Source organism: Micromonospora sp. NPDC048063, from assembly GCF_043202855.1.
In the GTDB taxonomy this organism is placed as follows: Bacteria; Actinomycetota; Actinomycetes; order Mycobacteriales; family Micromonosporaceae; genus Micromonospora.
In genome coordinates, this window is record NZ_JBIDBG010000002.1 from 544,866 (window position 1) to 557,559 (window position 12,694).

Below are 12,694 nucleotides of genomic sequence, written 5' to 3' on the forward strand. Positions count from 1 at the left end.
CGGGGGGGGGGGGGGGGGGCCGCCGGGGCCGCGCCGGGGGGGGGGGGGGGGGGCCGGGGGGGGGGGCCCGGGGGGCCCACACCCCGTCGGTGGTCGCGTGCCGTCCGTGCCTGGCTGTCCGTTGTCCGGCATTGGCCGTGGGGGAGGCCCGTCGGGACGTCCGTCGGGAGGCGACGGCGATGCGGTGGCGAGGTGTCGACCGCGAGGTCGCGGCCCGTCGGCCCGCTCTTGACCGGGCCGGTGGGGTGGGTGCGGTGGGCGCTGTCGAGCTGCCCCGTCTGTGGGACCACCCCCGTCACAGCAGGCTCGGTCGCCTGCGGCGGCATGTTGTGCCCCATCTGTGAGGGCAGCTCGACAGGAGCCGGGCGGCGGCACGTGCGGCGTCGTCCCGTGGGTCCGGTTGTGTCCCGTCTGTGAGGGCAGCTCGACAGGGGTCGGGTGGCAGTGTCCCGTGGGTCCGGTTCGGGGTGTGACCGGGGGCATCGTGGGGGCGGAATCGTGGCCGGGCCGGGGTCGTTACACCCTGCGTACGGCCGAGCAAGACCCCCGCCCTCCGGCGGGCTGGCGTGCGGGCCCCCGGAATGTTGGTGGGCCGCCGGTCGTTACACATGGTCCCGGCCAGTGAAGGACGACCCCCTCGCCCTGCGCGGGCCGCTCCCGGTCTTCACGGCCGGTCTGATTCTTCCCGGCGCGTGACGCGCCGGATCCCCCGATTTCTTGAGCGCCGGACGGTGCTTGCGCCCCGCTGAACCCCCTTCGGCGTGTGGTGCCAACCCCCGAATGGAGCGTCTGATGAACACGATCCTGCGTAAGAGCGTTCTTGGTGTTGCTGGTCTGGCTTTTGCCGGTGGTGTGTTCGCCGGTCCGGCTGCTGCTCACGCCGCCCCGACGGTCGAGTCGGGTAAGCCTGTGGCGGTGGCGGTGCAGGCTGACAAGCCGGCCGTGGACAAGTCGAAGCTGATCCCGCATGGCGTGCAGGGTGCGCAGTCGCGCATCGACCTGACCGACGAGCAGGTCGCCAACGCCAAGGCGATCATCGCGGCGACGAAGAAGGCCGGCATGGACGAGCGGGCCGCGGTGGTGTCGATCGCGACGGCGTTGCAGGAGTCGAAGCTGGAGAACCTGGGTCATCTGGGTGACCGCAACGACCACGACTCGCTGGGTCTGTTCCAGCAGCGCCCGTCGAGCGGTTGGGGCACGGTGGAGCAGATCACCGACCCGGAGTACTCGACCACGGCGTTCCTGAAGGGTCTGAAGCAGGTCGACGGGTGGCAGGACATGCCGCTGACCGAGGCCGCGCAGACCGTGCAGGTGTCGGCGTACCCGGACCACTACGCCCAGTGGGAGCAGCAGGCCGCCGACCTGGTCGGCGAGCACTGGAACAGCTGACACACCGACATTCACCACAAGGGGGATCGCTGGCCGGCGCCCGACACGGGTGCCGGCCAGCGGCACATCTCCACCACCGACGACGGCCGGCACCCCACGCGGGGTGGCCGGCCGTCGGTGCGTACGAGGGTCAGACGCGGAAGCCGGCGGCCCGGGCCGCCTGACGTTCGCGGCGTCGGTCGGACCGGCGACGCAGGAACCAGACGACGAAGAGGACCAGCCCGAGCAGGAACGCCAGCACCAGCACCGGCAGGATGATCGCCACCATCGACATGACCACGCTGGTGGCGTCCTCGGCGGTGCTGGCCACCGGGGCACCGACGCCGGCCGTGGTCGCGTTGACGACCGGTCGGGCGGCGGACTTCAGCAGGTGCACGCCGAGGGCGATCAGCACCCCGGTCACCACCGGGACCCACTGGTGGGAGGAGAAGAAGCTCCCCGGGTCGCTCACCGTCACCGTCTCCGACGACGAGCCCGCGCCGAAGGCCAGGCCACCAGCGGTGGGCCGGACCACGGTCTGCACCACGTCGTTGACGTGGTCGACCACGGGCACCTTGTCGGCCACGACCTCGATGACCAGCAGCACCGCCAGGATGGCGAGCACCCAGCCGTTGCCGAGCCACTGCCAGCCGGCGGGCAGGTCGATCAGGCTGGTGTGGCGGGCCAGCAACCCCATGGTGAGCAGGGGGATGTAGGCGTTCAGCCCCGCTGAGGCGGCGAGGCCGGTACCGGTGAGAACTTCGAGCACCGACTCAGCATCCCACCGCCACGCCAGTGCCGCTCGGTGGCGCGGGCCGGGGCCTCCGCTACCCTCGTCGGGTGCGGTTGGTGATTGCGAAGTGCTCGGTGGACTACGTCGGACGGCTCTCGGCCCACCTGCCGCCGGCCACCCGGTTGTTGATGGTGAAGGCGGACGGGTCGGTGTCGATCCACGCCGACGACCGGGCGTACAAGCCGCTGAACTGGATGAGCCCGCCCTGCCGGCTGGAGGAGGCCCCCGGCGTCTGGCGGGTCGTCAACAAGGCCGGCGAGGAGCTGCGGATCACCCTTGAGGAGATCTTCCAGGACACCTCGTACGAGCTGGGCGTCGACCCGGGCCTGCGCAAGGACGGCGTGGAGGCGCACCTCCAGGAGCTGCTGGCGGCCAACCCGGAGACCCTCGGCGAGGGGTTCACGCTGGTCCGCCGGGAGTACATGACGGCCATCGGCCCGGTGGACCTGCTCTGTCGGGACGCCAACCAGGGTGCCGTGGCGGTGGAGGTGAAGCGGCGCGGCGAGATCGACGGCGTGGAGCAGCTCACCCGGTACCTGGAGCTGATGAACCGCGACCCGCTGCTCGCGCCCGTCGCCGGGGTGTTCGCCGCGCAGGAGATCAAGCCGCAGGCCAGGGTGCTCGCCACCGACCGGGGCATCCGCTGCGTCGTCGTGGACTACGACAAGCTGCGCGGCATCGAGCGGGACGAACTCACCCTCTTCTGACGCCCTCCGCCCCAGGGCTCACCGGCCGTACATCGCCTTGATGGCCCTGACGAGCCGGGCGACGTCGGCCGGCGTCCGCTCGAAGGTCGTGGAGGCCAGCAGCGACCGGGCCCGCCGGCGGGTGATCGCCTTGGCGCGGCTGAACTCGCGCAGCCCGTCCTCGCCGTGGATGCGACCGAAGCCGGAGTCGCCGACGCCGCCGAACGGCAGCGTGGACATCCCGGCGAAGGTCAGCGTCGAGTTGACCGACGCCATCCCCGAGCGCAGCCGCCGGGCGATGGCCACCGCGCGCCGCCGGCCGAAGACCGAACCCCCCAGGCCGTACGACAGGGCGTTGGCCCGGGCGACGGCCTCGTCGGCGTCGCGGACCCGGTTGACGGTCAGGGTCGGGCCGAAGGTCTCCTCGCGTACGGCGAGTGAGTCCTCCGGGACGTCCACCAGCACGGTCGGGCGCACGTACGGCGGCTGCACCGCGTCGGCGCCGCCCAGCACCGCCCGGCCGCCCCGGGCCAGCGCGTCGTCGATGTGCCGGCGGATCACGTCGAGCTGGCTCGGCATGGTGATCGGGCCGATGTCGGCGTCGTCGGGGCCGACGGTCAACCGGCCGGCCCGCTCGACCACCTTCCCGACGAAGGCGTCGAAGACCGGCTCGACCGCGTAGACCCGCTCGATGCCGATGCAGGTCTGGCCGGCGTTGGTGAGCGCGCCCCAGACGCAGGCCTCGGCGGCGGCGTCCAGGTCGGCGTCGGCGTCGACGATCATCGCGTCCTTGCCGCCCGCCTCCAGCAGCACGGGCGTCAACGACTCGGCGCAGGCCGCCATCACCTTCCTGGCGGTGGCGGACGAGCCGGTGAAGGCCACCTTGCCCACCCCGGAGCGGCAGAGTGCGGCGCCGACGTCGCCGAGCCCGTGCACCGCGGTGAACACCGGGTGCTCCGGCACCACCTCGGCGAACGTGTCGACCAGCCACTGCCCGACGGCGGGGGTGTACTCGCTGGGCTTCAGCACCACGGCGTTCCCGGCCGCGAGCGCGTACGCGACGGAGCCGATCGGGGTGAAGACGGGATAGTTCCACGGCCCGATCACGCCGATCACCCCGTGCGGCTGGTATTCGAGGTGGGCGGAGAACTCGGCCAGGACGAGCCGCGAGCGGACCCGGCGGGGGCCCAGCACCCGGCGGGCGTTGCGGGCCGCCCAGTCGACGTGCTCGACGGCGCTGACGATCTCCACGACGGCGTCGGCCAACGGCTTGCCGCCCTCGGCGTGCACCAGCTCGGCCAGCTCCTCGATCCGCCGGGCGAGCAGGGCCCGCCACCGCAGCAGCCGCTCCCTGCGCCCGGCGAAGCCGACCCCGGCCCACCACTCGCCGGCCGGGCGGGCGCGGTCGACCGCCCGCGCGACGTCCTCGGCGGTCGCCACCGGCAGGCGACCGACCTCCGCGCCGGTCGCCGGGCTCGTCGACACCAGCCGACCGTCCTCGATGACCGGGGTTCCCGGGGCATGCACAGCCGTCATGACGGAAGTCTAGACCTGAGGATTACTCGCCGGTAGGGTGGCGCGCCCGCTGGTTCCGGTCCGCCGGGTCGCCCGTATGGCAGAGGTCATGGCCCGCCGTCAGGCCTCGTTGAACGAGGTGGTGCCCGATTCCGTGGACATGGTCGGGGCGTCCGGCCGGCCGGGACTGTTTTGCGGTCCTTGTCAGCCGGTGGACGCCGAACCGGCGAACGGGAGGTGTCCGGCCGGGGGCGTGGAGGTGACCGCCCGGCGGTCGAGGGCGACCACCGTGTGGTGGCAGGCTGACGCGCGGGGTGACCGTGCGGGGTGGGGGGCTGACTGTCCATGGAGGAGCGTCCGGAACTGATGCCGTTGCTGACGGTGGCGGGCGGGGCGATGCGGGGGCTGAGTTTCCGGGTCGGCCCGGTGCGGCAGGTGATCGGCCGGGTGCCGACGGCCGACGTCGTCGTGCCCGACGCGCACCTGAGCCGCCGGCACGCCGAGGTCTGGCTGACGGACGAGGGCGCCTGCCTGGTGGACCTGGGCTCGACCAACGGCACCTGGCTGAACGACCGGCGGATCACCGGCGTGGAGCGGTTGGCCGACGGGGACGTGATCCGGGTCGGGCGCACGGAGCTGCGCCTCTTCGACCCGGGCGTGGCGCGGACCGATCCGGTGGGGCTCAGCTTCGGCCAGCCGCGCCGGGACCACCGCCCGACGCTGCCGCTGCCGATCGCGACCCCGGCCCTCCCGGGCGCCGACCCCCTCGTGACCCCCGCCCGGCAGGCTGCCCAGCCGGTGCCGCCGCTGTCGGCCGCGATGCCGGCCCTCCAGGGTTCCGACGCGGTGCCGCCGCTGCCGGTGGGCGCGCTGGGGCCCGCTCCGTCCTGACCTGTCGCCGCACACCTCCCGACCACCGAACATGGTGAAAGGGCCCATGGACGCGGCCGGGGCGTCGTGGCAGCATGCCGCGGATGGAGACCGGACAGCAGCTCGTGTCGGCGAACGGGATCACCCAGGCGGTGCGGGTGGCCGGGCCGCCGGACGGCGTGCCCGTGCTCCTGGTCCACGGCAACTGCTCGTCCGCGGCGTTCTGGAAACCGCTGGTGCGGCGGCTACCGGACACCCTCCGGGTGGTCGCGCCCGACCTGCGGGGCTACGGGTACACCGACACCGCCCCGGTGGACGCGACCCGGGGGTTGACCGACTTCTCCGACGACCTCGCCGCGCTGCTGGACGAGCCGTCCCTGTTCGCGCCCGGCGCCCGGCCGGTGGTGGTCGGGCACTCGTTGGGCGGGGGAGTGGCCATGCGGCTGCTGGTCGACCACCCCGACCGGGTGGCCGCGCTGCTGCTCGCCGCGCCGGTCTCGCCGTACGGCTTCGGGGGCACGCGCGACCTGGCCGGCACGCCCACCACGCCCGACTTCGCCGGCACCGGGGCGGGCACGGCCAACGCGGAGTTCGTCAAGCGGCTGGCCGCCGGCGACCGGGGCGCGGACAGCCAGGCCAGCCCGCGCAACGTGCTGCGGGCCACCTACGTGGCGGACCCGGCCTCGCTCGGCGACGACGAGGAACTGCTGCTGGACACCCTCCTCACCACCGCGACGGGCGACGACAACTATCCGGGCACGGCGGTGGACTCGGCGAACTGGCCCGGCACCGCCCCGGGCCGGCGCGGGGTGCTCAACGCGCTCTCCCCGGCGTACTTCCGGGTCGCCGACGAACTCGTGGCCGTCGCCGGCAAGCCGCCGGTCACCTGGATCCACGGGGACGCCGACGTGATCGTCTCGGACACCTCGCTGTTCGACCTGGCCCACCTGGGCTCGCTCGGCGCGGTGCCGGGCTGGCCGGGGGCGGATGCCTGCCCGGCGCAGCCGATGGTGGGGCAGACCCGGGTGGTGCTGGAGCGCTACGCGGCGGCCGGCGGCGCGTACCGGGAGGTGCTGCTGCCCGGCTGTGGGCACAGCCCGCACCTGGAACGGCCGGCCGAGTTCGTCGCCGAGTTGCTCCGGCTGACCGGCGGGGCGGCCTGACGACGGGCGGCCGACGACGGGCCGCACCGCTCGTGAAATACCCCACCGCGTCTCGACAACCGAACGTCACGTGGCAGACTCGCGCGCATAACCTTAGTGGCCGTTCACGCGGCTGTGCGGAGCATTGGGGAGGCCGGTCGTGGCGCGCGAGTTCACCAGCGTGGGCGTTGTGGGTCTGGGCACCATGGGTGCCGGCATCGTCGAGGTATTCGCGCGCAACGGCGTCGACGTCGTCGCGGTCGAGATCTCCGAGGGCGCGCTGGAGCGCGGCCGGGCCACCCTGACCGGCTCGACGGACCGGGCCGTGGCCAAGGGCAAGCTCGCCGAGGCGGACCGGGACGCGCTGCTGAGCCGGGTCCACTGGCAGGTCGGGCTGGACGCGCTGCACTCGGTGGACCTCGTCATCGAGGCGGTGCCCGAGCACCTGGACCTCAAGCAGCGGATCTTCGCCGAGCTGGACCGGGTCTGCAAGCCCGAGGCGATCCTGGCCACCAACACCTCGTCGCTGAGCGTCACCGAGATCTCCGTCGCCACCAGCCGGCCCAACCAGGTGATCGGCATCCACTTCTTCAACCCGGCCCCGGTCATGAAGCTCGTCGAGGTGGTCCGGACGGTGGTCACCTCCGCCGACGTGGTCGCCGACGTGGAGGCGCTCTGCGAGCGGCTCGGCAAGGTCGACGTGACCATCAACGACCGCGCCGGCTTCATCGCCAACGCGCTGCTCTTCGGCTACCTCAACCACGCCGTCGGCATGTTCGAGTCGCACTACGCCACCCGCGAGGACATCGACGCGGCCATGAAGCTCGGCTGCGGCCTGCCGATGGGCCCGCTGGCGCTGATGGACCTGATCGGCCTGGACACCGCGTACGAAATCCTGGACACCATGTACCGGCGCGGCGGCCGGGACCGCCGGCACGCCCCCGTGCCGCTGATCAAGCAGATGGTCACCGCCGGGCTGCTCGGCCGCAAGTCCGGCCGGGGCTTCTACACCTACGAGCGGCCGGGCTCCCCGAAGGTCGTACCGGACGAGCGGACGCCCGTGGCGGCGGAGCCGGCGCTGGCCGACGGCGCGCGGGCCATCGCGAAGGTGGGCGTGGTGGGCTCCGGGACGATGGCCACCGGCATCATCGAGGTCTTCGCCAAGGCCGGCTACGAGGTCGTTTCGGTGACCCGGGGCGCGGAGAAGTCCGCGAAGGTCTGCGAGGCGGTCAAGACCTCGCTCAACAAGGGCGTGGTGCGCGGCAAGCTCAGCGAGGACGACCGGGATGCCGCGCTCGGCCGGGTCAACTGGTCGGCCACCCTGGAGCACCTCGCGGACGTCGACCTCGTGGTCGAGGCCGTGGTGGAGGAGCTGAGCGTCAAGAAGGCCCTCTTCGCCAGCCTCGACGAGATCTGCAAGCCGGGCGTCGTGCTCGCCACCACCACCTCGTCGCTGCCGGTGATCGACGTCGCGATGGCCACCCAGCGGCCCGCCGACGTGGTCGGGTTGCACTTCTTCAACCCGGCCCCCGTCATGCCGCTGGTCGAGATCGTGCAGACCATCCGGACGTCGGCCGAGACGACCGCCACCGCCCGCGCCGTCTGCGCCGCGCTGGGCAAGACGGGCGTGGTCTGCGGCGACCGGTCCGGCTTCGTCGTCAACGCGCTGCTCTTCCCGTACCTCAACGACGCGGTCAAGATGCTGGAGGCCAGCTACTCCACCGCCGACGACATCGACTACGCGATGAAGCTGGGCTGCGGCTACCCGATGGGCCCGTTCGAGCTGCTCGACGTGGTCGGCCTGGACGTCTCGCTGGCCATCCAGCGGGAGCTCTACCTGGAGCTGCGTGAGCCGGGCTTCGCGCCCGCCCCGCTGCTGGAGCACCTGGTCACGGCCGGCTACCTGGGTCGCAAGAGCGGCCGCGGCTTCCGCGACCACACCCGTCGCTGAGCGGGTCAACGCCCGGCGCCGGTGACGGCGTCTGCATGGTGTGACCTTCGAGGAGTACGTCAGCAGCCGCGGGCCGGCCCTGATCCGGCTGGCCCGGCTGCTGACCGGGGACGAGCACCGGGCCGAGGACCTCACCCAGGACGTCCTCGCCCGCGCCTACGTGCACTGGCGGCGGATCGCCAGGGCGGACCGGCCCGACGTGTACGTGCGCCGGATGCTGGTCAACGCCAACCACTCCTGGTGGCGCCGGCGTACGAACCGGGAACTGGCGACGGCCGACTTCGCCGAGCGGCCGCAGCGCGGCGACCTCGGCGGCGAGACCGCCGACCGGGACGCGATGTGGCGGCTCGTCCTCGGGCTGCCGGAACGGCAGCGGGCGGTGCTCGTGCTGCGCTACTACGAGGACCTCGACGACGCGACCATCGCCCAGATCCTGGGCTGCTCGCCGGTCACCGTCCGCACCCATGCCATGCGGGCGCTCGCCCACCTCCGGGAGCGCTGCGGCCTCCCGACGACGAACGGGAGCCGGCCGTGACCGACCTCGACGAGCGGATCGTACGGGCGCTGCGCGAGCGCGCCGAGGGGGCGGTGGACACCGACCGGTTGACGGCGCGGGCCGTCGCCGGGGGAAAGGCCCGCCGCCGTCGTCGTCGGGCCGGCGCGGGGGTCGCGGTGGGCCTGGTGGCGGTGCTCGGGTTCACCATCGCCACCAGCGCCGGCTGGCTGGAGGGGGTACGCCCACCGCACGCCGCCGCGCCGGGAACCTCCGCGGTGACGCCACCCCGGGCGGACGGCGTACCGGGGGCCGCGAGCCGGCCCGACCTGGTGGGCACGGATCCGCAGGTGCTGCACTTCGGGTTGGACCCGGCACGGGCCCGCTATCTGGGCTGGGAGGTCTGGTCGGGGGTGGAGCTGGTCCGGGCCGACGTCGGCGGGGGCCGGGCGGTCACCGTCGAGCTGACCACCTCCGCCGGCGCGCTCATGCACGATGTGGTCAACGGAATGACGGTCGAGGAGGCCTACGACGGCAGCGACCGCCGGCACCGGGGCAGGGGAGACACGCCCAGCTGGGTCCGGCTCTGGCAACCGACCCGTGGCCTGTACGCCCGGGCCACCGTGACCGCCGCCACCGCCCGGGAGGTCGACGTGGCGGTCCGCGCCCTCCGGCTGGGCGACGCGCGCCGCTGCGACGGTCCGGTGCGGCTGACCACGCTGCCCACCGGCGCCCGGCTCACCGGCTGTCGGGTCGAGGCGGACTCCTTCCCCGACACGCTGCGGGTGTCGCTGCGGGTAACCGCGAACGAGCAGCGGCAGATGACCGTGTCCTTCGAGTACGCGAGCAGTATCGCCAGCAGCCGGACCGAGGGGAACCGGACGATCGCCGGCCGGCCCGCCTACCGTTACCCGCAGGGCGAGCAACTGGAGCTGCTCGGCTTCCCGCAGGCCCACCTGGTGGCCGACTTCGGCTGGCCCTTCGACGGCTTCACCGAGCAGGACGCCGCCGTCGTACTGGGCGGGGCACGGGTGGCCGAGGACCCGATCCGCCCGGAGACCTGGGACTGACCGGTCGTGCGCCCGTGCCGGGCCGGCCCACAGGTCGGCCCGTACGCTTGGTGACCGTGAGCCCCCGTCGCAACCGACCCCGCCGCGATGACACCGCCCACCTCGACTCCGACCGGGCCCGGCAGGGCGTCGCCTCGGTGCAGCAGTGGCGCGACGGCGAGTGGCAGGTGCGCGGAATCAGCGGCGGGGCGTCCACCAAGACGTACCGCTGCCCGGGCTGCGACCAGGAGATCCGGCCCGGGGTGGCGCACCTGGTGGCGTGGCCGGCCGACGGGCGGGGCGACCTGACGGACCGGCGGCACTGGCACAGCGGCTGCTGGCGCGCCCGGGACCGGCGCGGGCCGGTCGTCCAGCGCGGTCGCGGCGCCCCCAGGTACGGCTGAGCGATCTGGATCACCCTGTTTCCGCCCCGCCCGGCGTTCCCCGGCCGCACGGGTGAGACTGGACGGGTGAGCACACCGATCCGCGCGTCCACCATCCTGCCCGGGCATCGCGAGGACATCGAGCTGCACACCGCGGACGGACTGCGGCTGGTCGGCGAGCTGGCCCGACCGCTGGACCGGGAGCCGGTGGGCACCCTCGTCTGCCTGCACCCGCTGCCCACCCACGGCGGGATGATGGACAGCCACGTGTTCCGCAAGGCGGCGTGGCGCCTGCCGGCCCTGGCCGACCTGGCGGTGCTCCGCTTCAACACCCGGGGCACCAGCAGCCTGCGCGGCACCAGTGAGGGCACCTTCGACAACGCCGTCGGCGAGCGTTTCGACGTCGCCGCCGCCATCGAGTACGCCGAGTTCGCCGAGCTGCCGAACATCTGGCTGCTCGGCTGGTCGTTCGGCACCGACCTGACCCTGAGGTACGGCTGCGACCCGGCGGTCACCGGGGCGATCCTGCTCTCCCCGCCGCTGCGCTACTCCACCCCGGCGGACCTCGACCACTGGGCGGCGTCCGGCAAGCCGCTGACCGCCCTGGTGCCGGAGTTCGACGACTACCTGCGCCCCGACGAGGCGCGGGAACGCTTCGCGGCGGTGCCGCAGGCCGAGGTGGTCGGGGTGCCCGGCGCGAAGCACCTCTGGGTCGGCGACGCCGAGACCGTGCTGGACGAGGTGGTCCGCCGGGTCGCCCCGGCCGCCGCCGTGCCGCTGCCGACCACCTGGGACGGCCCGGTGGAGACCGGCGACGTCAGCGCGTACGCCGACCGCACGGTGGCCTCCTTCGCCGACCGCCCGGTGCCCGGCCCGCCCGCGGGCCAGGCCGGCTGACCCGCCCGCGGGTCGGGGCGGTCGTCGCGGTCCTGGCCGGGGTCAACGGGACTCCTGCCGGGGCAGGATCACCTCCCGCAGGATGAGCTGGAACGCGGCCACCGCCGGGATCGCGATCAGCGCGCCCACCACGCCCAGCAGGGACACGCCGAGCAGCGCGGCGACCAGGGCGGCCACCTCGTTGACCGCCACCGACCGGCGCATGACCTTGGGATAGATCAGGTAGTTCTCCACCTGCTGGTAGATCAGGAAGAACACCACGCAGGCGATGCCGACCGGCAGGTCGGTGGCGAAGCCGACCAGGCTGACGATCACCGCGCCCAGCGTGGCGCCGATCTGCGGGACGAGGTCGGTCACCGCGACCACCACGGCCAGCGCGAACGGGTACGGCAGCCCGACGGCCAGCGCGAAGACGAACGTGGTCGCCCCGGCCAGCACGGCGATGCTGAGCGCGCCCACCATGTACGCGCCGACCTTGGTCAGGATCTCGTCGCCGATCAGCCGCACCCGCTCCCGGCGGGACCGGGGCACCAGCGAGTAGCCCAGGTCGCGGAGCCGGTCGAAGTAGGCCAGGAAGTAGATCGTCAGCACCAGCACGGTCAGCCCCCGGAACACCGTGCCGAAGACCATCTGGGCCCCGCCGAGCACCCCGCCGAGCGCCTGCCCGATCGTGGCCGGGTTCGCCGCGTTCCGCAGCCGCTCCATCAGGTCGTACCGCTCCACCAGGTCGTTGACCGTCTGGTTGCGGCGCAACTCCTCCAGGTAGCTCGGCAACTGGTCCACGAACTGCCCGGTCTGCGTGACGATCGGCGGCACCAGGGCGAACACGCCGCCGCAGAGGAGCAGCACGACCGTCAGCGCGACCGTCGCCACCGCCGCGCCGTGCGGCAGCCCCCAGGACCGCAGCCGGACCACGGCGGGGTGCAGGCCCACGGCGAGGAAGAGCGCGATGAGCACCAGGACGAGGATTCCGGCCGCGTTGCGCAGGCCCAGATAGAGGGCGTACGCGAGCAGCACCCCGGCCGCACCCGTGAAGCCGACCAGGAAGCTGCTGCGCCGCAGCGGTCGCCCCGGCCTGCCGAACCGTCCCGGCCCGACGGCCGGGGGCTCGTCGCCGCCCGGCGCCGACGCCGGGCCCTCGGTCACCGCCCCGGCCCGTTCCTGCTCGGCGGCCCGTCCCCACCCGGGCTCGGCCGTCCCTTCTGGCTCGGCGGCCCGCGTCCGTCCCGGGTCGTCGGCCCCCTCCGGCTCGGCGGCCCGCGTCCGTCCCGGGTCGTCGGCCCGCACCGGCTCGGCGGCCGTCCCGGCCGGGTCCGGGGTGGCCCCCCGCTCCCGGTCGGCGCCCGACGCCGAGGGTCCGTCCTGTGCCATCCGGACCTCCCTGATCGACTTCCGCCGGCGCCTGCCGGCCCCCGGGCGCGGGGACCCCAGGTCCGGGGGCTCCGATCAGGAGCGTAGTGGTCGTCAGGGCGCCGGACCGACCCCGTCCGTCCCTCGGGTCGCGTCGGCCCGGCCGCCGGCCCACCCCACGGGATCCGCCGCCCGGC

General features: G+C 73.8%; 12 protein-coding genes. 9 read left to right on the forward strand and 3 right to left on the reverse strand.

Annotation, left to right across the window (positions count from 1 at the left end; all coding sequences use genetic code 11):
- Nucleotides 1–792: 792 nt before the first annotated feature.
- Nucleotides 793–1,389 carry a hypothetical protein gene (locus ACGFZ2_RS07295; protein ID WP_393451017.1) on the forward strand — a complete coding sequence of 199 codons (597 nt, stop codon included), beginning with the start codon at nt 793–795 and terminating at the stop codon, nt 1,387–1,389.
- 130 nt (nt 1,390–1,519) lie between these two features.
- On the opposite strand, the gene ACGFZ2_RS07300 is transcribed toward ACGFZ2_RS07295, so the two are convergent.
- Nucleotides 1,520–2,137 (reverse strand): DUF4126 domain-containing protein, encoded by a 618-nt coding sequence (locus ACGFZ2_RS07300; RefSeq protein ID WP_393260986.1) that lies wholly within the window; start codon nt 2,135–2,137, stop codon nt 1,520–1,522.
- A gap of 71 nt (nt 2,138–2,208) precedes the next feature.
- Here ACGFZ2_RS07300 and nucS point away from each other — a divergent pair, with 71 nt between their 5' ends.
- Nucleotides 2,209–2,868, forward strand: coding sequence for an endonuclease NucS (nucS, locus tag ACGFZ2_RS07305; protein WP_076472317.1), 660 nt, complete (start codon nt 2,209–2,211; stop codon nt 2,866–2,868).
- An 18-nt stretch (nt 2,869–2,886) separates the two neighbouring features.
- On the opposite strand, the gene ACGFZ2_RS07310 is transcribed toward nucS, so the two are convergent.
- Nucleotides 2,887–4,383 (reverse strand): aldehyde dehydrogenase family protein, encoded by a 1,497-nt coding sequence (locus ACGFZ2_RS07310; RefSeq protein ID WP_393451019.1) that lies wholly within the window; start codon nt 4,381–4,383, stop codon nt 2,887–2,889.
- A gap of 324 nt (nt 4,384–4,707) precedes the next feature.
- On the opposite strand from ACGFZ2_RS07310, the gene ACGFZ2_RS07315 reads away from it, so the two are divergent.
- The 7 genes from ACGFZ2_RS07315 to ACGFZ2_RS07345 all read left to right on the forward strand — a co-directional run bounded on the left by ACGFZ2_RS07315 (nt 4,708) and on the right by ACGFZ2_RS07345 (nt 11,147).
- Nucleotides 4,708–5,253, forward strand: coding sequence for an FHA domain-containing protein (locus ACGFZ2_RS07315; protein WP_393451022.1), 546 nt, complete (start codon nt 4,708–4,710; stop codon nt 5,251–5,253).
- A gap of 74 nt (nt 5,254–5,327) precedes the next feature.
- The gene (locus ACGFZ2_RS07320; protein ID WP_393451025.1) at nt 5,328–6,395 is read left to right on the forward strand and encodes an alpha/beta fold hydrolase; all 1,068 of its coding nucleotides are present in this window, start codon (nt 5,328–5,330) and stop codon (nt 6,393–6,395) included.
- A gap of 139 nt (nt 6,396–6,534) precedes the next feature.
- Nucleotides 6,535–8,325, forward strand: coding sequence for a 3-hydroxyacyl-CoA dehydrogenase family protein (locus tag ACGFZ2_RS07325; RefSeq protein WP_393451028.1), 1,791 nt, complete (start codon nt 6,535–6,537; stop codon nt 8,323–8,325).
- Nucleotides 8,326–8,365: 40 nt separating this feature from the next.
- Entirely contained in the window at nt 8,366–8,860 is a 495-nt protein-coding gene (locus ACGFZ2_RS07330) for a SigE family RNA polymerase sigma factor (protein ID WP_393451031.1), read from the forward strand.
- A complete protein-coding gene (locus ACGFZ2_RS07335; RefSeq protein WP_393451034.1) occupies nt 8,857–9,888 on the forward strand; it encodes a hypothetical protein in 1,032 nt (343 codons plus the stop codon). Before ACGFZ2_RS07330 ends, ACGFZ2_RS07335 begins: the two co-directional genes overlap by 4 nt.
- A 56-nt stretch (nt 9,889–9,944) precedes the next feature.
- Entirely contained in the window at nt 9,945–10,271 is a 327-nt protein-coding gene (locus ACGFZ2_RS07340) for a hypothetical protein (RefSeq protein WP_393260973.1), read from the forward strand.
- Between the two features lie 66 nt (nt 10,272–10,337).
- Nucleotides 10,338–11,147 carry an alpha/beta hydrolase gene (locus ACGFZ2_RS07345; RefSeq protein WP_393451037.1) on the forward strand — a complete coding sequence of 270 codons (810 nt, stop codon included), beginning with the start codon at nt 10,338–10,340 and terminating at the stop codon, nt 11,145–11,147.
- A 42-nt stretch (nt 11,148–11,189) separates the two neighbouring features.
- On the opposite strand, the gene ACGFZ2_RS07350 is transcribed toward ACGFZ2_RS07345, so the two are convergent.
- Nucleotides 11,190–12,518 carry an AI-2E family transporter gene (locus ACGFZ2_RS07350; RefSeq protein WP_393451040.1) on the reverse strand — a complete coding sequence of 443 codons (1,329 nt, stop codon included), beginning with the start codon at nt 12,516–12,518 and terminating at the stop codon, nt 11,190–11,192.
- Nucleotides 12,519–12,694 lie beyond the last annotated feature (176 nt).

Bases quoted from the DNA above. Each gene is read 5' to 3' on its own strand.
- ACGFZ2_RS07295 (WP_393451017.1), top strand. From the start codon at position 793: ATGAACACGATCCTGCGTAAGAGCGTTCTTGGTGTTGCTGGTCTGGCT.
- ACGFZ2_RS07310 (WP_393451019.1), bottom strand. From the start codon at position 4,383: ATGACGGCTGTGCATGCCCCGGGAACCCCGGTCATCGAGGACGGTCGG.
- ACGFZ2_RS07315 (WP_393451022.1), top strand. From the start codon at position 4,708: ATGGAGGAGCGTCCGGAACTGATGCCGTTGCTGACGGTGGCGGGCGGG.
- ACGFZ2_RS07320 (WP_393451025.1), top strand. From the start codon at position 5,328: ATGCCGCGGATGGAGACCGGACAGCAGCTCGTGTCGGCGAACGGGATC.
- ACGFZ2_RS07350 (WP_393451040.1), bottom strand. From the start codon at position 12,518: ATGGCACAGGACGGACCCTCGGCGTCGGGCGCCGACCGGGAGCGGGGG.